Origin of the sequence: Pseudoalteromonas sp. SR43-7, from assembly GCF_014163785.1 — a bacterium.
GTDB lineage: Bacteria > Pseudomonadota > Gammaproteobacteria > Enterobacterales > Alteromonadaceae > Pseudoalteromonas > Pseudoalteromonas distincta.
In genome coordinates this window covers 23462-43089 of sequence record NZ_JACJDY010000027.1, presented here as the reverse complement: position 1 = coordinate 43089, position 19628 = coordinate 23462, and the positions used below count along the sequence as shown (strand labels likewise).

The following is a 19628-nucleotide window of genomic DNA, read 5'->3' as shown; positions in this document are numbered from 1 at the left end:
ATTTTTTAAATATAAAAATTGAGGTGCTCGAGGTAGTAAAATATTCTGGGCGTTGCAAAATTTACAACACCCTCTGGGACAAACACAGAGCTTTATATTAGCTCCTTTGCAATGCGCTTTAATAAGTAAGTTTCTCGTAAAATAGAAAGCCCTTGTTTTTCACTGTTAGCAATGGTGCGCTCGTTATGTGCAATTGCGTCGTTAATATCAACCCATTTGGCTGTCATGCCATTTTGCTGCTCGTAATGCTCTAACTGCGCTTTGCCAAACTCGTCGGCAATACTGCATACAAAGCAATACGATTTAATATGAATAATATCAAAATCGTCTTTATACCAAGGGCGATACTCTTCATAGAGTCCATAAGCTTTAACTACACTTATTTGTTGTGCACCGGTTTCCTCGCTTAGTTCGCGAATTAAGCCTTGCTCAATACTTTCGCCGTCATCTACTCCACCGCCGGGTAGGCTGTAGTCTTCATAACGGTTTGTATACATTAAAAGTATTTTATTATTTTTAATTACAATGGCGCGAGCTGTTAAGCGTGTAAATTGAGTGCCTTGGTCAATATTAATACCTGAATGTATTAAGGTTTTTAATTGCTGCATTTCGTCTCCTTTTTTAGGTTTTTAATAATAATAATAGTTGCTAGCATTCTATAAATAGAAACGATTTTAATTATTAATCATAATTTATGATCGATTTTTTTCAGCATACGTAAATATTAGGTTGGTAACATTAATAGCATTTAATCGCTTAAGTTTATTTTAAAAATTAGATTCTGTGCGCACCTTTAAATTAATATCTAGGATGCGTAGAATAAGGAAAAAGAATAGGGATTTATCATGTTAGACATACTTTTAGTAGATGACGACGTTGAATTTAGTGACGTTGTTTGCCACATAGTCGAATTCCTCGGCCACAATATAAGCACAGCTACCAGTTTAAAAGAAGCACATCAATGGTTTGAAAATAATGCCTTTGATCATGTGCTGCTTGATTTTATGCTGCCTGATGGTAGCGGTTTGCACTTACTTGATCACTTAAAAACGATTGGGCAATCTCCAAAAATTACACTTATTTCGGGCCATCCTTCAGTTAAAGGTATTTTAGCTGATATGTGTGAGCCAAATGTAGGGCATTTATTAAAACCATTACAACGTGAAGATTTAGAACTCGTTTTAAATGGCCCTAAAAAAGCAGTTAAAAAAGCAAAGTCGAGCGGTATTGTACGCCACTTTGGCGGTTTGATTGGTGAATCTGAGCCAATGCAAAAGCTTTACAGCATGATTGAACGTGTAGCTAAAACAAATGCTAACGTGATGCTTATGGGTGAAAGTGGTGCAGGTAAAGAAGTAGTGGCTCAAGCTATTCATAACGCAAGCCAGTGCGAAGGGCCATTAGTTGCTAGCAACTGTGGCGCACTTTCCAAAGAGTTAATTGGTAGTGAGTTATTTGGCCACGAAAAAGGCGCATTTACAGGCGCAATTGCACGTAAAGAAGGTGTATTTGAGCAATCAAATAACGGTACTTTGTTTTTAGATGAAGTAACTGAAATGCCAATTGATATGCAGCCAAATTTACTACGAGTGCTTGAAACTAAAAAGGTAACACGCGTAGGTGGTAACAGAGAAATACCAACTAATTGCCGTGTTATTTCAGCTACTAACCGCTCGCTTACCGATTTAGCAAAAAATAATGTTATTCGTGAAGATATTTACTTTAGGTTGGCTGTTTTTCCTATTGATATACCGCCACTTCGCGATAGAAAAGAAGATGTACCTTTATTAGCAAAAGCCTTTTTAGATCAACTTAATGACGAAAACGGCACTGCCTTTAGTTGGACTGCCGCACAGCTCAAAGAGCTGCAAAGCTATGAATGGCCGGGTAATGTGCGAGAGCTCCGCCATGCTATACACCGTGCATTTATCATGAGCGACCCACAAACCAGCGACATTATTTTACCTGATAACTTAGAGTCACCTTTTTCGCGCGTTAATAATCAAGCTGCCGAAAAGCCTGTATCAGCAGGGCAAACAATTGAAGAAGTTGAAAAAGAACTTATTCATGCAACGCTTGATAAGGTGCAAGGTAATAAAACGCTTGCTGCACAAATGCTGGGTATTAGTACTAAAACACTTTATAACCGCCTTAATGCATATGGCGGTATTGGCGAATATAAATAGATTTGAGGAAGGGCATGACATCCGATAACCAAACAGAGCAACTCAATAAATTAGTACACGATGCAAGAGGGCCGCTAAATCGTATTTCGATGAATGCTGAGCTGATTAAATTGGTACTTGAAAACGATATGCCAAAAGAAAAAGCGTTAGATGCACTTGATAAAATTATCAATAATTGCCAACAGTGCAGCGAAAGTTTGCAAAAAATATCAGACTCTCAATAAATATTAAGTGTTGTATAAACTTTAATTCGGGAAGCTAAATGAGCAAGAAAAAACAGCAAGGTAAGGCGAATATCACTTGGGCAACATTTATGGTGGTTGTGCTAGGTATTATTGTGGGCAACGCATTTTTAGCATTGAATACGATTCAAGGCTTAACACAAACCCAAAAAAGTTTAGACAACACTAGCATGCTAACCACTGCAATTGAGAAGCTGCATCTATCCATAGTGCAGGCTGAGTCAGGACAGCGTGGTTATTTATTGACAGAAGAGGCTGACTATTTAACGCCGTACTACGATGCTGTAGGCCAAATTGAAGCGCAAACAGATCATGTCAAGTCGCTTCACTCTGAGATTGACGGTCAAGCTGAGCGTATAGCCCAGTTGTTAGTTCTTGTAGATAGTAAAATTAAAGAATTAAAACAAACTGTAAACCTTGCGCTAGATGACAAAGAAAGACGTGCGTTGTATGTATTAAATACGCATAAAGGAAGAAAGCTTTATAAGCAAATTAGAGAGTATGTTAATGAAATTCAAGACCGTGAATTACTCTTTAAAGTAAGCCATTTTTCTAAATTAGCACAGATTAAAAATGAAGCTAAAATTACATTCGCTATAACAGCAATAACGAGTGCGTTACTGATTATTGGTATGTTTATTATGACGCGCCTTAATTTAAGAAATGCAGCACAATATCGTTTTGAGCTTGAAAAACAAAACGAAACATTAGCAATGAAGGTTTCTGAACGGACACAAGAGCTAACATTATATTCAGATGAATTGAGCCGTAGTAACCGAGAGCTTGAAGAGTTTGCTTTTGTAGCAAGCCATGATTTACAAGAACCTCTTAGAAAAATCCAAGCCTTTAGCGATCGTCTTGAAACCATGTTTAAAGATGAATTGGGTGAAAAGGGGATGGATTACATTGGGCGCATGAAAAATGCAGCGCAGCGTATGTCTAATTTAATAAACGACTTATTAGAGTTTTCGCGAATTACAACGCGTGGTAAAGATTTTGATGACACGAATTTAAATGAAGTTGTAGCTGATATATTAAGTGATTTAGAGATAGCGATAAAAGAGTCTGAAGCACAAATTGATGTAGATGATTTGCCAGTTATTCAGGCAGATAAAAGCCAAATGCAGCAGCTGTTTTTAAATTTGTTGTCGAACGCTGTTAAATTTAGGTGTCCCGACGTAAACCCACACATAAAAATTAGTTATCAAGATGAAGATATTTTCAGCTCTGATCATAATACTCATTTAAGTTTTCAAGTTATTACCATAGAAGATAACGGTATTGGTTTTTCACAAGACTATGCCGATAAAATATTTGTACCGTTTCAGCGCTTGCATGGACGCTCACAATATAAAGGCACGGGTATTGGCCTTTCTGTATGTAGGCGTATTGTGGAGCGCCACGGCGGAACAATTACAGCCCAAAGTAAAGACGGTGAAGGTGCAACCTTTATTATAAAACTACCTGTGGAAGCTGAGCTTTTCACATTGCAAGGAGAGGCTTAAATGCCCTATTCAAAAGTAAAACCGATTACTATTTTAATGGCAGACGACGATGAAGATGATCGTTTGTTAACACAGGATGCCCTTGCTGAAAGTCGTGTACTTAACGAGCTTCATTTTGTTGAAGATGGCGTTGAGTTGCTTGAGTATTTAGAGCGTAAAGGTAAGTTTGAAGACAAAGCAGTTTCGCCGCGTCCTGGACTTATATTACTTGATTTAAATATGCCTAGAATGGATGGCCGTGAAGCGCTTGAAGCTATAAAAGGAAACCCTAACTTAAAGGGAATTCCGGTTGTTATATTAACTACGTCTAAACAAGAAGAAGACATGGTTAAAGGGTATAACTTAGGTGCTGCATCTTACATTACAAAACCAGTAACGTTTGATGGTTTGGTTGATTTGATGAAAACGCTAGGAAAATACTGGGTAGAATTTGTAGAGCTACCGACAACATTTAACGATTAATGGAGATTGTATGTTAGATAAAGTGACTCAGTTGCTGCTTGTAGAAGACGATGAAGATGATTACATACTCACCTGCGACTATCTGGACCAATTGGATTCACACACGTTTAACATTCAATGGATAAGCTCCCCAGAGCAGGCAATTGCAACGCTTAGTAAAAATGAGCACGACATTTGCCTGCTTGATTACCGCTTGGGTGCATCGAATGGTTTAGATGTATTAAAAGAAGCAATTGCCAATGGCTTTAGCGGACCGATTATTATGCTTACCGGGCAGTCAAACGACGAGTTAGACTCGGCGGCGCTTGATGCCGGTGCAGTAGATTACTTAATTAAAACAGAAATGAGTTCGAGCCGCTTTGCGCGTGCTATTCGTTATGCTTTGGCACGTAAAGATGTTGAAGGCGAGAGAGTAGAGCGCTTAAAAGCTGAAGCCGAAAACCGTTCAAAAGATCGATTTTTAGCTCATTTGAGCCATGAGTTACGTACTCCTCTATCGTCTATTTTAGGCTACACCGAACTGTTAATGCAGAGCGATTTTAGTCAGCAAGCTGAAAATGAATTGGGTGTTATTTATCGAAATGGTAAACACTTATTGAGCTTGTTAAACGACGTGCTCGACTTATCTAAAATAGCTGCCGATAAACTGGAACTTACCCTAAGCGAAGTTAACCTTGATAGCATGCTTGCCGATGTATACACGCTAATGCGCGTATCGGTGCTTGATAAGGGCCTTACGCTGCGCTTTGAATCACATCAGCCATTACCTTTGGTTGCACGACTGGATGCAACAAGAGTTCGTCAAATTTTAATAAATCTAATAAACAATGCGGTTAAATTTACCGATAAAGGCGAAATTGTTGTTAATGCGTGGACGCAATGGGTTGATGATCGCGAAATGCTATTTTTTAGCATTAAAGATTCAGGTATGGGCATTGCCCCTGAAAAACAAGAACTCATATTTAAGCCATTTGAACAGATAGCCGATGTAGAATCACGCTCTGTAGGTGGCGCAGGCTTAGGTTTGGCAATATGTGCTGAATTGTTAGCGCGTATGCACGGTGATATTAGTTTGCACTCTGAAATAGGCAAAGGTTCTACATTTACGATTTCGGTATATCCAGGTGATATTAGCGAAGTAGAACGACAAGTACTTAATTTTAGTAGTGCCCCACAATTACAAAGTAAATCGGCTCCATGCAAAGTGCATGGGCGAGTATTAGTGGTTGATGATTTACGTGATTTACGCATGCTAGTTGGTCATATGATCAGTACCTGTGGTGCGCGCGTAGATTATGCCGAACATGGCCAGCAAGCACTTGAAAAAGTACGCATAGCAGATGCGTATAAAGCGCCTTACGATATTATTTTTATTGATATTCATATGCCTGTAATGGGCGGCAAGGAAGCTACCATAGAGCTTAGAAAAATGGGCTACAAAGGCCCAATAATTGCGCTCACTGCCGCTACGATGAAAGGAATACATGAGGAGCTTGCTGCACTTGGTTTTAACGATGTAATACCAAAGCCTGTTGATAGCGCGGCTTTATATCAATGTTTGCAAGATTACTTGGTAGCGCCAGAGCATGCACCGCAAGCTAAAGATATAAATTGTAGTAATGGCTTAACCGAGAAAAAGCAGCGCTTTTTACTTGTGGAAGACGATCATGATGCAGCGCAAATTACGCAACTACTTTTAGAAAGTTTAGGCGTTGAAACCGTCATTGCGTCTAGCTGCGCACAATGTTTGCAAATACTTAATCATGACCAGCAATTTAATAAGGTATTGTTAGATATGCATTTACCTGATGGTCGTGGCGTTGACTTAGGCCAGCAAATTAATGAACGATACCCTGAATTACGTTTAGTGATTGTAAGTGGAGCAGAGCCTGATCCAAGAGAAATAAAAGATTTAAATATTGACCGAGTTTTACTTAAACCTATTAATTTGAGCTTACTTGAAACGCTTATTAGCTAGGGCCTGTCTATCTTTCGAGGTTGAATTTACAGCAGTTTGTTTGGTATTTAGGCAAGGCAGAGCCTATGTAGTGTGGTTATTCCCCATAAATAGGCGATAACGTAGCACAAATGCCAAACATGCGCTGCCCGAAGGGTTCTGCCTAGGGGCTATTTACTCTTTGTTGCTCGGTTTTTACTTATTCTTACAGGGATGTAAGTCAGTAGAATAACGCAGGATCAGTTATCGAGCCCACTAGGTTACAAACCTCGCGCCGCGATTAAATAGCCCCTAGATTGAACGAATTTTAATCCTGAAAGGTTAACAGGTCCAATAACTGAGACATTATTTATATGCATTCAATAAAGTTAGTATCTGAAGAATTAACACCATCAAAAGTAGTGTGTGTTGGTCGTAATTATACCGCACACATTGCAGAGCTAAATAACGAAACGCCAGATCAAATGGTTTTATTTAATAAGCCAAATAGCGCAATTACTAATACGTTATTTGCAGCTCACAACGGCGATACGCTGCATTATGAAACCGAGCTATGTTTTGTAGTTAAAGATAAAAAATTTGCAGGTGTGGGACTCGGCCTTGATTTAACTAAGCGTACTGTGCAAAGTAAATTAAAAAATAAAGGGCTTCCATGGGAGCGCGCTAAAGCGTTCGACGGCTCTGTAATTTTAACTGATTTTGTAGCGCTAACTGATGCAATGAAGCACTTTACCTTTGAACTTAGAATTAATAATGAAGTGATTCAGCGAGGTGATACTCATTTTATGCTGCACAACCCTGACTCAATTTTACAAGAAATTAGTGAATTTATGAGCTTAGAAGACGGTGATGTAATAATGACAGGTACACCGTCGGGCGTAGGTGAGGTAACAGCTAAAAGTATTTTTGCAGTGGCGCTTTATGCTAATGATCAGTGTTTGCTTGAGCATCAGTGGCAAGTAAGTAAAAATTAATGACTTGCTGTTGGTAGTGTTTATCAAAGTCAGTAAAGGTGGTTTTAAGCCAATTATGCTGACTTTGTTGATACTCAGGCGATTGAAGTACATTATTTTTTAATGCGCGGTTAATTTTTTTAAGGGCTTGCTCTGCAAAATTATTAGGTGCTTTAGCCGCACAGCCTATTGCTCCTCTTATAAATTGAATGTCATTTTCTGCAATTGGCACACTTTCTATATTCGTATACTCCCCTTGTTTATTAAAGTAATCTGCCATAAACGGGTAATCAATAGAGTAGTCTAAAAAGCCGTGACTCAAGCGTGCTATAACAGCCTGACTTTCATTTTCGCTACTCCAACTTAACGAAGACTCTTTATCTCGTTTTGTATTTTCAATAATTGTATTAATTTTAGTTGTAAATTTACGTGCAGCCGCTTGCCCGTATACATATTGCGGGTCGGTTAATAAATTAATAAGGTGAATAGGCGAGCCGTGCTTTTCTTCTAATTGCGGCTTTAGCTCTTTAGTCGTGATAATTGAAAATGGGGGATATACCGTTGTTGGATTTGAGTAGTTAAGTTGTTGGTTATTATTTTTTTTATAAATAACACACGGGAAGCATACGTTTTTTCCTTCATTTAAATATTTATTTATACGCTGCTGAGGAACAATTAAGCGAGTATGTTTTACATCAGTTATGGTTCTGATGAGTTGCTCGGTTAGGTTGTCGCAAATTCCGCCTTGTGGTGCGCTTTCGCTTTTAGCTATATGAAAAGGGGGCGTGTAACTTTGCAGCCAAATAATTTCTTCTAGAGGCTGTACTTTTTGCTCAACGGCGTGCGCGTTAAATACAATTAATAAGCAAAATGCATAGTATCCGTTTTTCAGCATTGATAAGTGTTCGTTGAATTAAGAAAACTTAATAAAAGTATAGTGTTGGTTGTAGTAGGGTCAAATATTTTAGTTAAAAGCAACCTCATTCAAGGCCGCTTTTAACTCATACATGCTTAATAAGGCATCGGATGGTTTCTAAATATGGTGTTAACCTCACTAAGAATTTCGTCGTTTAGCGTTATGCTAAATGCGTCTATATCTTCCTTTAATTGAGCTATAGATGTTGCCCCAATAATTGAAGAAGTTACGCCATCTACTTGGTTACACCATGCTAAGGCTAGTTGTGCTGGAGTAATATTGTTTGCATGAGCCAGCTCAACATACTGCTTAGTTGCTTGCTCTGCATTGGGTGTATCTCTAAAAATACCGTTACGCTGCATGAAGGTCCAACGAGAGCCTTCAGGGCGAGCTCCATTTAGATATTTACCCGTTAATAAACCGGCTGCTAAAGGCGACCACGGTAAGTAGGCAATATCTTCGTGTACACATTGTTCTATTAAATACGGCCAGTCTTTAGCGTGCGCTAAGCTAAACTCATTTTGAATAGATACCATTCGCGGTAAGTTATGCTCTTTGGCCAAACTTAAAAACTGGCTTATACCCCATGGCGTATCGTCAGATAAACCGCAGTGCTTAATTTTACCTGCTTTAACACATTCATTAAGGCCTTCTAGAATATCAAGCATACTAGCTTGCTGCTCTTGTGTATTTACGTCGGTAAATTTAAGAGTGCCGGGCCATTGTCTGCCAAAGTGAGGGGTAGAGCGGTTTGGCCAATGTAGTTGATATAAATCAATGTAGTCTGTTTGAAGTCGCTTAAGTGAATCATCCACGGCTTCTATTACTGTTTGGCGAGTAATATTGCCGCCATCACGTACCCACGATAATCCATTGCCTGCAATTTTTGTAGCTAGTACCACATCGCTGCGCTTTTGCTGATTACGCGATAGCCAATTGCCAATAATTTCCTCGGTTTTACCATAGGTCTCTGGCGAAGGAGGTACAGCATACATTTCGGCTGTATCAATAAAGTTTACGCCTTGCGCTAGCGCGTAGGCTATTTGTTCATCAGCGTCGCTTTGAGTATTTTGTTTACCCCATGTCATACTCCCTAGGCACACTCGAGATACGTTTACGCCACTGCTACCTAGTGGGTTGTATTGCATAAAAATTCCTTAACTAAATTAGTTTTGAGCATGGCTGATTAAAGCCGATAAAAGAGGCTCGGAGATTGGGGCTTTTTGCCCTGTAGTAAAATCAAACATTACAACTTTAGATGCACCCGTAGTCGTTATTGCTTTTTGTGCATGGCTGTAAACGGTGTAGTTCATGGTAAAGCGATCTGTTTTAAGATCTGTAATTGTAACGCCTACAGTGAGTGTGTCGGGAAAAGTTACTGGACGTTTATAGCGAACGTTATTTTCGCTTATTACCGGGCCCACACCATTTGGGCTTATTGTGTCGAACAGGTTTATTTTATTTAAAAAGTCGATTCGGGCTATTTCAAAGTAACGTAAATACACTACATTATTTACGTGTTGTAGCGCATCCATATCAGCCCATGCTATGGTGATATCGGTATGAATAGGGTGCTGATCTTTAAACGTTTGCATTATTTATTGGCCCTTGATTTTTAAAGTACTTAGATTATCAACATGGGGTTACGAGCTCAAGATAATTAATGGCATGTTTTTTTATAAGATGATTGTACCTGTTTAATTTTAGGTCTACAGTTAAATTACACAGACACACAAAAACACACACAAAGGTAAAAATATGCAGAATATAATTAATTGGTCCTTAGCTTGTTTGGTTTTTATAGCCTCTTTTACCTGTTACGCGATGGGGAATGAATCTGGCGCTATCATTTTAATGTTGGCAGGATTTTTATTTGAGGTTATGTATTGGCTACGTGGTTATAAGAGGTCAGAGGACAATAAACACTTTTTTTAATCGTTAACTAGGGCCTGTAGACCTTTCAGGATTAAAATTTGTTCAATCTAGGGGCTATTTAATCGCGGCGCGAGGTTTGTGACCTAGTGGGCTAAGTAAAAACCGAGCAAAGCTTCCGCGTCCTGCTCACGCCCCTTACCTACATCCATGTAGGCAACAAAGAGTAAATTGCCCCTAGGCAGAACCCTTCGGGCAGCGTATGTTTGGCATTTGTGCTACGTTATCGCCTATTTATGGGGAATAACCACACTACATAGGCTCTGCCTTGCCTAAATACCAAACATACTGCTGCAAATTTAACCTCGAAAGATAAACAGGCCCTAGGCTTGCTTATCACATTTGATTCTATAATAATGACTGTATAAATAACCAGTTATTATTGTGGTGATGAAAAAGTTTATTCACATAGACATGGATTGCTTTTATGCAGCAGTAGAAATGCGAGATAATCCAAAACTTGCATGTGTACCGCTTGCTATTGGAGGCAATAGCCGACGAGGCGTGCTCTCAACCGCTAACTATATAGCTAGAGAGTATGGCGTACGATCGGCTATGTCGAACTATCATGCTAAACAATTATGCCCCGATTTAGTTATTGTCCCAGGGCGCATGGCTGTATACAAAGAAGCTTCAAACCAAATACGTGAAGTATTTAGCCGCTACACAGACTTAATTGAACCCCTTTCTTTAGACGAAGCCTATCTAGATGTAACAGACAGCACCGCATGTAAAGGCAGTGCCACACTTATTGCACAGCAAATAAGAGCCGATATTTACAATGCTACAGGGCTCACTGCATCAGCAGGTATTGCACCGATTAAATTTATTGCCAAAATAGCCAGTGACGAAAACAAACCGAATGGTCAATTTGTCGTTTTGCCTGATGAGGTTGATGACTTTTTAGCGCAATTACCGCTGGGGAAAATTCCAGGAGTGGGCAAAGTAACGCTCGAAAAGCTAAATTTAAAAGGCTTATATACTGGCAAGGATGTACGTGAAAAAGGCGTTAACTGGATGCAGCAACATGTGGGTAATTTTGGTGTTTCGCTTTATCAAAAATGTGCAGGTGAGTATGTTGGTAAAGTATCCACAGATCGTATAAGAAAATCGCTGAGTGTTGAACATACCTACGAGTACAACAAAACAAGTTTGCAAGAGTGCTTAGATGAGCTGCCAAGATTGTTAGAGGAATTAGTTTTAAGGCTAAATAAACAGCAGTTACAAAACCGTATTAATAAATTGAGTGTTAAGGTGAAGTTTGCAAATTTTGTAGTGACCTCAGCCGATCAGGTATATCACGAGCTAAATACAGAAATATTTGTTCAACTACTTACTAAGGCTTACCAGCGTGGGCTACAACAGCCTGTAAGATTACTTGGCATAGGCGTTGGCATTAAAAACGAACCAGAGCAAAACTTCCAACTTAGTATTCTCGATTAAGCTGTAAAGCCTGTAACTCCAAGTTGCCATTTATTGATAGGTTATGTGTTTAGCTCATCGCTCCTTACTGGTCTTCAATATTTAAATCGACGATAATAGGGGCTTATGTTTTCTAACAGGACCTTATTTATGGCATACCCTCAAGCGGTTAGTGCAAGCCTTGAATGCACATCTCATGATGCGCTTATTATTATTAGTAATGACTTTTCTCAGTTACCAAATAACTCATTACGTGATGCTATTTTAGCTCAAGCAAACGTAGATTCTCGCATCGGTAAGCAAGTTACTTTATTAGTAATTGAAAACAAGCGCGTTGTACTTGCGCCAACCGGTCCGTTAAATAGAGATTACGACGACGTGCGTCGTTATTTTGATGCTGCTAAATTAGCAATTAACGAAGCAAAAGCGTCGGGCAGTGTTAACCCTGCATTATTTTTAACAAATTTAAATGGCGATAGCCGTTATCAGCATGCTTTAGAAGTTGCTTATTTAGGCGCTTGCCAAGCCTTATGGCAGCCATTAGAAGCGCGTGAATATCACGGTGAAAGCATTGAACCAATTACACAGATTGGTTTAGTTGGCGCAAGCGAGCAAACTATTAAAGCTGTTAATGCAATTGCAGCTGGCCAATATGCAGCGCGTGACCTGTGTGGCACTGAACCTGAGCGTATGGCTCCCCCACGTTTTGCTGATTACTGCGTTGAATTGTTTAAAGGCTCAAACATTGCAGTTGACGTAATTGATGATATTGCAGCTATTGATAAAAACTACCCAATGCTAAGTACTGTTGCTCGCGCATCGTATGCAGTTGAGCGCCATCACCCACGTGTTGTTAAGCTTGAATATGTACCAGAGGGCGAAATTACTCGCACACTTATGTTTGTAGGTAAGGGCCTTGTATACGATACAGGCGGTGCAGATTTAAAAGTAGGCGGCCATATGGCAGGCATGAGTCGTGATAAAGGCGGCGCAGCTTCTGTTGCGGGCTTTATGAAAGCCGTTGCTGATTATCAGCCTAAAGGCGTTAAAGTGGTATCGTACTTAGCTGTTGTTCGCAACTCTATTGGCTCAGATTGTTTTGTGCCAGATGAAATTATTACTAGCCGTGAAGGTGTTCGTGTACGTATTGGTAATACCGATGCAGAAGGGCGTTTAGCAATGGGCGACCTGCTTAGCGAAATGAAAGATTTAGCTAAAGGTGAGATTAACCCAACGCTGTTTACTGTTGCTACATTAACGGGTCATGCGGCACGTGCAATGGGTCCTTACGGTGCGTATGTTGAAAATGGTCCAGCTCGTAGTGCTGGTGTCTCACGTCAAATAGCTGACCTTGGAGATTTGTGGGCCGATGGCGCTGAAGTATCGCGTTCACGCCGTGAAGACTACGACTTTATTAAACCACGTACGCTAGCTGACGATGTTTTATCTAGCAATAACGCAGCATCTGCCGTTACTGCTCGTGGACATCAGTTCCCTATGGCGTTTATGGCTATTGTTGGTGGGCTTGATAAGCACGGTAATGACTCTGCACAGCCTCTACCTTATGTTCATATGGATATAGCAGGTAGCGGTGTTGAAGGCGGTGATTGGCAGCATGGTAAGCCAACAGCTGCATCAGTAACGAGCTTGTTTGCACGTTATTGTTTGTAAGCTAAAAACTTACATGTAATAAAAAAGCCCTGTTAATTCAGGGCTTTTGCATTTTATGAGAACGCTATCGATTAATCTAATTTAAAACGATTAACTACGCTCGAAAGACCTTCGCTACTTTGTTTGAGATTATCACTGGCATCGGTAAGCTGCTTAGTATTATTTAATGATTGCTCAGTTGATTGAGATAGCTCATTTATACGCAAATTAACCTCGTCGGCAGCTTGCGTTTGTTGCTCTGTGGCACGTGCTATTTGGCTGTTCATTTCGGTAATAATTGAAACAAGTCGTTCTATTTCATTAAGTGAAGTATTGGCTGATGACGCCTGCTCTACAGTAGAAACTGAAAGTGCTTGGCTTGATTTAACTGCTTCTACTGCTGCTTTTGCACCTTCTTGTAGTTTAGTGATCATGGTTTGAATTTCGTCAGTACTTTGCCCTGTACGACTGGCCAATGTTCTTACTTCATCAGCAACAACAGCAAATCCTCGACCATGCTCTCCTGCGCGAGCAGCTTCAATGGCAGCGTTTAATGCCAGTAAGTTTGTCTGTTCTGATATGCTTCTTATTACATCAAGCACAGAGCCTATATTATGGCTCTCGTTGGCTAAATCTTCTGTTACACGGCTGACTGTTTCAATGTTGCTTGAGAGTGTTTCTATTGCTGTAATTGTTTGCGCAACCACATTTTTACCCGTTGATGCATTTTGTGCTGCATCCTTAGCTGCTTGCTCTGCGGCTTCAGCGTTACGGCTCACATCGTGTATTTGGTGAGTCATTTGCTCCATGGCAGCTGCAACTTGGGTTGAACTATCGTTTTGAAGCTCAATAAATGAGTGGCTTGTTCTACTTGAGTCGTCAACTGTATGCGCATGTTCGCTTACATCGTTTGCACTTTGTGCTACATGAACAAGTGACTCTCGCATTTTTAGAGCAAATAAATTAAATGAACGTGATAGTTCAGATATTTCATCATTACCGGATTCATTTAATTTACGGGTTAAATCGCCTTCGCCTTGAGAAATGTCTTTCATCATATCGGCCGCTAAGCGAGTCGGTATTAAAATACTCTTACCTATAAAGTAACTAAGTAAAATAACAGCAATAATCATAATTATTGCACTGATGACTATAAGGTTACGTTGCTCGCTAAATGCTTCGTCAATTGAATCAAGGTAAACACCCGAGCCAATAATCCACTGCCATTGATTAAAACCTTTAACAAATGCGATTTTTTCAACCGGTTTATCTTTACCTGGTTTTGGCCATTTATAAGGGATAAATCCTTCGCCAGAGCGTTTAACTATATTTACCATATCAACAAACAATGCTTTGCCGTCAGGGTCCTTGTTATTAGTTAAATCTTTTCCATCAAGCGCAGGTTTTATAGGGTGCATAACCATTGTTGGCTGGTAATTGTTAATCCAAAAGTAATTGGTTTTGTCGTAGCGCAGTGCTTTTATTGCATTAAGTGCTTGTGATTGAGCTTGTTGTTGAGTGAGAGTGTTATCTTGTTCAAGCGCATAATAGTGTTCGATTATACTGTACGCCGTTTCTACTACATTTTGTGTTTTTATGTATTGCTCGTCTTTTAGCGAACTATATTGGTGAGTTAGGCTCGATATACTAAGTATTATTAGTCCAAATACAACGATGGCTATTAACAGTGAAAAACGCTGGGTTATACTAAGACTTCGTAGATTAGGCATACATTTATCCTCAAAAAGTGTGCGCTTTAGCGCATAGAATAAGCGTAGCTAAAAAAAGAGTTTAATCTAGGCTTAACGCCTATTAATGCAAAAAAAAGGCTGATTTATCAATCAGCCTTTAGTCTGTTATTACTTTACTTGCTTATTTAACGTCAAAATGGCGATTAAAGAAGTTTGTAATTGTTTGATGTAAGTGTGTTTGCACTTGTTTACCGCGTAGGCTGTGCTTAGAGCCTGGGTAGGTCATCATTTCAAACTGTTTTTCGTTATCTTGCAGTTGTTTAAACAACTTAGTTGAATGCGTAAACAATACGTTGTCATCAGCCATTCCATGGTAAATCATTAATGGGCCTTTTAAGCCATCAGCATATGGAAATACTGCGCTGTCTTCATAGCCTTTAGCATTTGTATCGGGGTGACCTAAATAACGCTCTGTGTAATGTGTATCGTATAGAGCCCAATCGGTTACTGGAGCACCTGATACGCCGGCTTGAAAGTAATCGCCCGCTTTAAACATAGTCATAAGCGCCATGTAGCCGCCGTAGCTGTGGCCATAAACACCGATGCGTTGTGGATCAACGTAATCAAGTGTACGTAAAAACTCTACGCCTTTAATTTGATCGGCAACTTCAACCACACCTAAATGTTTATAAATAGCATCTTCAAACTTTTTACCACGGTTGTACGAACCACGGTTATCCAGTTGAAAAATTACATAACCTTGTTGCGCCATGTACTGAAAGTACAAGTTTTTACTGCGCCAGCTATTCGTTACTCGTTGGGCATGCGGGCCGCCGTATACGTTAACAATAACGGGGTGCTTTTTGCCATCAGCAATAGTGCTAGGCTTAAATAAACGGTAATGCATAACTTGACCATCTTCGGCTTTAATTGTGCCGTATTCTGGTTTTGTTAAGTCGCTTAAATAAGGAGTAAGCGGGTGGTTACTATCTAGCTTATTTTCTTCAAGCCAGGTAATAAATTCGCCGTTTACTTTACGAAGTGCTGCTGAGTTTGGTTTATTATCAGACGAGCTATTATCGATAAAGGTTTTGCTGTCCTTTGCTAGCACAACATTGTGGTACTGACCTTTTTCGGTGATACGTTTGGCATCGCCTTTTTTAAATAAAGGCGCACTGTATAAATGGCTTTCAAGCGGTGTATCTTTTCGACCGGCAAAGTAAACAATGCCTTTTTTCTCATCAATACCTTTTAAGCTATCAACAGCCCAATCACCTGAGGTGATTTGACGAACAAGTTGACCGTTTGTGCGATACAGATATAAATGTTTAAAGCCGTCGCGCTCAGATGCCCATACAAAATGTTTTTTGTCTTTTAAAAACTCAAGATCAAAATGTAGGTTTATCCACGTTTCGCTGTTTTCGGTCAGCGCTACTTTTTGGGCTTTAGTTTCGCTGTTATAAAAACGCAGCTCTAATTTATGTTGCGAGCGATTTTGCCATTGGTACGACAGTGTATTGCCGTCTTTTAGCCACTTAGCGCGTGCAATGTAAATGTCTTCATTTTTACCTAAATCAATCCAATCTACTTTTTGGTCGTTTAGCTTAACCACACCAAGTTGAATTTTTACGTTATCGGTACCTGTAAACGGGTAGCGCTGGTTAAATAATTTAACTTCGTCAGCGTAAATTTCATTACGGATAGCTTCTTTTACTGGGGTTTCGTCAACGCGGGTATAGGCAATTTTAGTTTCATCACCTGACCACCAGTAACCTGTCATGCGGCTCATTTCTTCTTGAGCAACAAATTCGGCCATGCCGTTTTTAATTACGCCGCCGCCATCTTTACTAAGCTGAATCTCTTTACCTGATTCAAGCTCTAAAGCATAAAGGTTTTGCTCTCGAATAAACGATACGTAGTTACCTTTAGGTGAAAAGCGTGCATCGGTTTCAAATGCTTCAGTGTCGGTTAGTTTTTTACTTTTAGCTGAGGCTAAATCGTAATAATAAAGGTCACCATTGAGTGGGAATAAAAGTGCTTTGCCATCTTTAGACCATTTGTATTCAAGTATGCCTTTACCAAAAATACGTTGGCGTTCGCGGCGTGCTTTTTCTTCATCTGATAGGTTTTCTGGGCCTGAAAATAACTTTGCCGAATCAACTAGCACACGGTTGGTGTTATCTTTTAGATTGTATTCCCATAAATCGTAGCGGTTGTAGTCATCGCTTTTGCCTTGTAGGTAAGTTACACGGCTGCCGTCAGGCGAAAATTTAAGTTGTACAGGTGATTTACCAGAAAGGCTCGGATCGTCAAAAATTCGCTCCAGCGATAAAGGTTTTGCTTGAACACTAATAGCGCCAACCATTAACGGTATAGCTAGTGAGAGGTGTTTTATTTTTTTTAGCACAAGGTTGCCTTAGCTTATTATAAATATTGCTTTGATGGTAAAGCCAAGCGTGTGCAACTGCAACTAAATGCTATAAAGTGGCGATTATCAAAGACAAAGTAGGACATAGCAATGACTCACCCTGAATTTAAACTAGCGCCAGAACTTAAACGCGACTGTATAGAACTTGCCGATTGGCCATTGTGTAAAGTACTTTTATTGAACGACAGCTTGTATCCGTGGTTTGTATTAGTGCCTAGGCAGGCTAACTTAAAAGAGATAATTGATTTATCTGAGGATGATCAAATTGTTTATTTAAAAGAGTCAGCCAAGCTAAGTAAATTATTAATGGATGTATTTAAACCTGATAAATTAAACATAGCGGCTTTAGGTAATATGGTGCCGCAATTGCATATTCATCATATTGCGCGTTTTACGAGTGATGCTGCATGGCCTGCGCCAATATGGGGTAAACACCCAGCAGTGCCGTATACAGATGTACAAATCACAGAGCTAAAAAAAGCGCTGCATTTATAAGCTGCAACGCTTTTTTAGGGTTTAACTAAGTTTAACTAAACTTATTTAAGCCCTAGTATTTCCTTACCTTGCTTAAATGTTACATCTACAGGGATATTAGCTTTACTTAGTTTTTCTAAGTCTTTAGCAAGTTCTTCTTTAATGTCGCCATGCGTTGCAATTAGTTGATCTACTTTTTCGTAATCGCCATCACCTTGTAAGGTTAAAATTAAGCGAGAAAGCTTGGCCATTGCAATGCTCATTTTTTCCATATTAACGCGGTATAAGCCTTCTTCATTTTTAGAAAAAGCACCTTCTTGAGCAAAAAAGTTAAAGCGGATCATATTTGCTTTACCATGCGCGCTTGATGCGCCAAAACGAACTGAGCGGAATATACCAGCCATGAAGGTCGTGTAATAATCTTCAATAGTGCCTTCAGTTATTTCGCCTTTTTTAAGTAACTGTTCAATCATGTATAGACCTAAAATATCGGCTTTACCTTCTTCAAGGGCACTTGCGTGTTCTTGTAATGATTGACGAACAGTACCTTTACCAGTAATTGTATTTTTAATACCTAAACCATGCGCCACTTCATGGAACATCGTATTGGCAAAAAATGCATCAAAAGTAATGTGTTTACGCTGCTCTGGTACAATTAACTGCTCTGAAATTGGCACTAAAATTTTATCAAATTTAGCACGCATTGCGTTTTTAAGTTGCAGACGACGAGTTCCTTTTTCGAGCTGTACTTGCTCATCGTTTGGTAAGTTAATTGCAATTGTTTTACTACCCGCGTTTGAATGCCCAGCGTAGTAAACAACATCATATGCATTTAGGTCGGCGTCAGAGCCTGGTACTTCTTGTTTGTACTTAGCATCTACAGGTAAGCCTTTTTGAAGCTCAGGTAAAAATGCTGCAAATTTAGCTAAGCGTTCGCTCCATTTTAAATCTTTAATAAGTACGTAAGATTCATAAGCTGCGCGGTAACCAAATAATTGATCTTCATAAGTTTCAATTGGACCAATAACCACATCTACTGGGTTATTTTTCATATCCATCCAAGCAAAGTCAGATACTTGGAAGTCATCTTTTTGTAGAGCATCGGCACGCAAGTTTAGATAGTTAGCAAATTCTTTATCGTCAGCAAGCTTGCTTGCTTCACGTAAAATATCAGCGGCTTTTGCAAGCTCATCAGCGTATTCTTTTGAATATGGCACGCTGTAAAGCTTGCCTTGCTCATCACGCTTAATTACAGAATAAAGCCCTGTTTTGTCTTCAACGTCTGCATTGTTTAACTCTTCTTTGGTTATATCAGCAGGGTAAAACTGTGCGCCAAGAGGTTTTTCTTTATAGCTGGATAAAAATGCTTCATCACCATTTAAACGATCCCATGGACCATAGTTAATATCAGCAAATTTACGTACTTTTCCATCGTTTAGTTTTGCTAAAAAAGCATCTTTATTTTCACCAAATGCTTGCTTCCAAAATAACTCATCCATTATTTTTGAAGCGTCAATAAGCTTTGCAACCATTGCTCGTTGATTATCGCTTAAGTGCGATAAATCACTTTGTAAGCTAAAGTCGGTGTAAATATCTAAACGTTGTTTATCTGCATTAATAAGCTTAGGGCCTGACTGTGCACTGCTTTTTTGAGCAAGCTCTACGGCTGTGTTGTCGGTAGAAGACGGCGCTTTTTCAGAACATGCGCTAAGAAAAACAACACCAGAGAGCATAATTGCTTGGCTAATTTTATTTAAGATCATTATATTGCCTGTTAAAAAGTAAGTTTAATAATTTGTACTGCTTTAGT

At 39.5% G+C, this 19628-nt stretch carries 16 protein-coding genes; 9 read left to right on the top strand and 7 right to left on the bottom strand.

Going from position 1 to position 19628, the window contains the following annotated elements; genetic code table 11:
- Positions 1-92: 92 nt before the first annotated feature.
- Entirely contained in the window at positions 93-608 is a 516-nt protein-coding gene (locus H5087_RS17500; RefSeq protein WP_182672850.1) for an NUDIX hydrolase, read from the bottom strand.
- A 237-nt stretch (positions 609-845) separates the two neighbouring features.
- Here H5087_RS17500 and H5087_RS17495 point away from each other — a divergent pair, with 237 nt between their 5' ends.
- The 6 genes from H5087_RS17495 (at position 846) to H5087_RS17470 (ending at position 7326) form a co-directional block, all read left to right on the top strand.
- Positions 846-2186 carry a sigma-54 dependent transcriptional regulator gene (locus H5087_RS17495; RefSeq protein WP_182672849.1) on the top strand — a complete coding sequence of 447 codons (1341 nt, stop codon included), beginning with the start codon at positions 846-848 and terminating at the stop codon, positions 2184-2186.
- Positions 2187-2200: 14 nt separating this feature from the next.
- A complete protein-coding gene (locus tag H5087_RS17490; protein ID WP_039485081.1) occupies positions 2201-2410 on the top strand; it encodes a histidine kinase in 210 nt (69 codons plus the stop codon).
- 38 nt (positions 2411-2448) lie between these two features.
- Positions 2449-3933 (top strand): ATP-binding protein, encoded by a 1485-nt coding sequence (locus H5087_RS17485; protein WP_182672848.1) that lies wholly within the window; start codon positions 2449-2451, stop codon positions 3931-3933.
- Entirely contained in the window at positions 3934-4395 is a 462-nt protein-coding gene (locus H5087_RS17480) for a response regulator (RefSeq protein WP_039485075.1), read from the top strand.
- Between the two features lie 10 nt (positions 4396-4405).
- Positions 4406-6373 (top strand): hybrid sensor histidine kinase/response regulator, encoded by a 1968-nt coding sequence (locus tag H5087_RS17475; RefSeq protein ID WP_039485072.1) that lies wholly within the window; start codon positions 4406-4408, stop codon positions 6371-6373.
- A gap of 332 nt (positions 6374-6705) precedes the next feature.
- Positions 6706-7326, top strand: a complete 621-nt coding sequence (locus tag H5087_RS17470; protein ID WP_182672847.1) for a fumarylacetoacetate hydrolase family protein — start codon at positions 6706-6708, stop codon at positions 7324-7326.
- On the opposite strand, the gene H5087_RS17465 is transcribed toward H5087_RS17470, so the two are convergent.
- From H5087_RS17465 to H5087_RS17455, 3 genes are all read right to left on the bottom strand, one after another.
- Positions 7277-8200 (bottom strand): ABC transporter substrate-binding protein, encoded by a 924-nt coding sequence (locus tag H5087_RS17465; protein ID WP_149602191.1) that lies wholly within the window; start codon positions 8198-8200, stop codon positions 7277-7279. The two genes, H5087_RS17470 and H5087_RS17465, sit on opposite strands and share 50 nt — an antisense overlap.
- Positions 8201-8316: 116 nt before the next feature.
- Complete coding sequence (locus tag H5087_RS17460) at positions 8317-9369, bottom strand: aldo/keto reductase (RefSeq protein ID WP_182672846.1); 1053 nt, start codon at positions 9367-9369, stop codon at positions 8317-8319.
- Positions 9370-9387: 18 nt separating this feature from the next.
- Positions 9388-9816: a thioesterase family protein gene (locus H5087_RS17455; protein ID WP_182672845.1), complete on the bottom strand. Its 429-nt coding sequence runs from the start codon at positions 9814-9816 to the stop codon at positions 9388-9390.
- A gap of 727 nt (positions 9817-10543) precedes the next feature.
- Between H5087_RS17455 and dinB the strand changes: the two genes are divergently transcribed.
- Together dinB and H5087_RS17445 are read left to right on the top strand one after the other, a co-directional pair.
- The gene (gene dinB / locus H5087_RS17450; protein ID WP_039485058.1) at positions 10544-11596 is read left to right on the top strand and encodes a DNA polymerase IV; all 1053 of its coding nucleotides are present in this window, start codon (positions 10544-10546) and stop codon (positions 11594-11596) included.
- 129 nt (positions 11597-11725) lie between these two features.
- On the top strand, positions 11726-13246 hold the full coding sequence (locus H5087_RS17445) for a leucyl aminopeptidase family protein (RefSeq protein WP_154903474.1): 1521 nt from the start codon (positions 11726-11728) through the stop codon (positions 13244-13246).
- Between the two features lie 71 nt (positions 13247-13317).
- Here the strand turns inward: H5087_RS17445 and H5087_RS17440 are convergent, their stop codons facing one another.
- On the bottom strand, positions 13318-14955 hold the full coding sequence (locus H5087_RS17440) for a methyl-accepting chemotaxis protein (protein ID WP_182672844.1): 1638 nt from the start codon (positions 14953-14955) through the stop codon (positions 13318-13320).
- A gap of 142 nt (positions 14956-15097) precedes the next feature.
- Positions 15098-17323 carry a S9 family peptidase gene (locus tag H5087_RS17435; RefSeq protein ID WP_182672843.1) on the bottom strand — a complete coding sequence of 742 codons (2226 nt, stop codon included), beginning with the start codon at positions 17321-17323 and terminating at the stop codon, positions 15098-15100.
- A gap of 111 nt (positions 17324-17434) precedes the next feature.
- Here H5087_RS17435 and H5087_RS17430 point away from each other — a divergent pair, with 111 nt between their 5' ends.
- Entirely contained in the window at positions 17435-17839 is a 405-nt protein-coding gene (locus H5087_RS17430) for an HIT domain-containing protein (protein WP_182672842.1), read from the top strand.
- Between the two features lie 41 nt (positions 17840-17880).
- On the opposite strand, the gene H5087_RS17425 is transcribed toward H5087_RS17430, so the two are convergent.
- Complete coding sequence (locus H5087_RS17425) at positions 17881-19581, bottom strand: dipeptidyl-peptidase 3 family protein (RefSeq protein ID WP_182672841.1); 1701 nt, start codon at positions 19579-19581, stop codon at positions 17881-17883.
- Positions 19582-19628 lie beyond the last annotated feature (47 nt).

Bases quoted from the DNA above. Each gene is read 5' to 3' on its own strand.
- dinB (WP_039485058.1), top strand. From the start codon at position 10,544: ATGAAAAAGTTTATTCACATAGACATGGATTGCTTTTATGCAGCAGTA.
- H5087_RS17495 (WP_182672849.1), top strand. From the start codon at position 846: ATGTTAGACATACTTTTAGTAGATGACGACGTTGAATTTAGTGACGTT.
- H5087_RS17475 (WP_039485072.1), top strand. From the start codon at position 4,406: ATGTTAGATAAAGTGACTCAGTTGCTGCTTGTAGAAGACGATGAAGAT.
- H5087_RS17430 (WP_182672842.1), top strand. From the start codon at position 17,435: ATGACTCACCCTGAATTTAAACTAGCGCCAGAACTTAAACGCGACTGT.
- H5087_RS17425 (WP_182672841.1), bottom strand. From the start codon at position 19,581: ATGATCTTAAATAAAATTAGCCAAGCAATTATGCTCTCTGGTGTTGTT.
- H5087_RS17480 (WP_039485075.1), top strand. From the start codon at position 3,934: ATGCCCTATTCAAAAGTAAAACCGATTACTATTTTAATGGCAGACGAC.
- H5087_RS17465 (WP_149602191.1), bottom strand. From the start codon at position 8,200: ATGCTGAAAAACGGATACTATGCATTTTGCTTATTAATTGTATTTAAC.
- H5087_RS17460 (WP_182672846.1), bottom strand. From the start codon at position 9,369: ATGCAATACAACCCACTAGGTAGCAGTGGCGTAAACGTATCTCGAGTG.
- H5087_RS17490 (WP_039485081.1), top strand. From the start codon at position 2,201: ATGACATCCGATAACCAAACAGAGCAACTCAATAAATTAGTACACGAT.
- H5087_RS17485 (WP_182672848.1), top strand. From the start codon at position 2,449: ATGAGCAAGAAAAAACAGCAAGGTAAGGCGAATATCACTTGGGCAACA.
- H5087_RS17445 (WP_154903474.1), top strand. From the start codon at position 11,726: ATGGCATACCCTCAAGCGGTTAGTGCAAGCCTTGAATGCACATCTCAT.
- H5087_RS17455 (WP_182672845.1), bottom strand. From the start codon at position 9,816: ATGCAAACGTTTAAAGATCAGCACCCTATTCATACCGATATCACCATA.
- H5087_RS17440 (WP_182672844.1), bottom strand. From the start codon at position 14,955: ATGCCTAATCTACGAAGTCTTAGTATAACCCAGCGTTTTTCACTGTTA.
- H5087_RS17470 (WP_182672847.1), top strand. From the start codon at position 6,706: ATGCATTCAATAAAGTTAGTATCTGAAGAATTAACACCATCAAAAGTA.
- H5087_RS17500 (WP_182672850.1), bottom strand. From the start codon at position 608: ATGCAGCAATTAAAAACCTTAATACATTCAGGTATTAATATTGACCAA.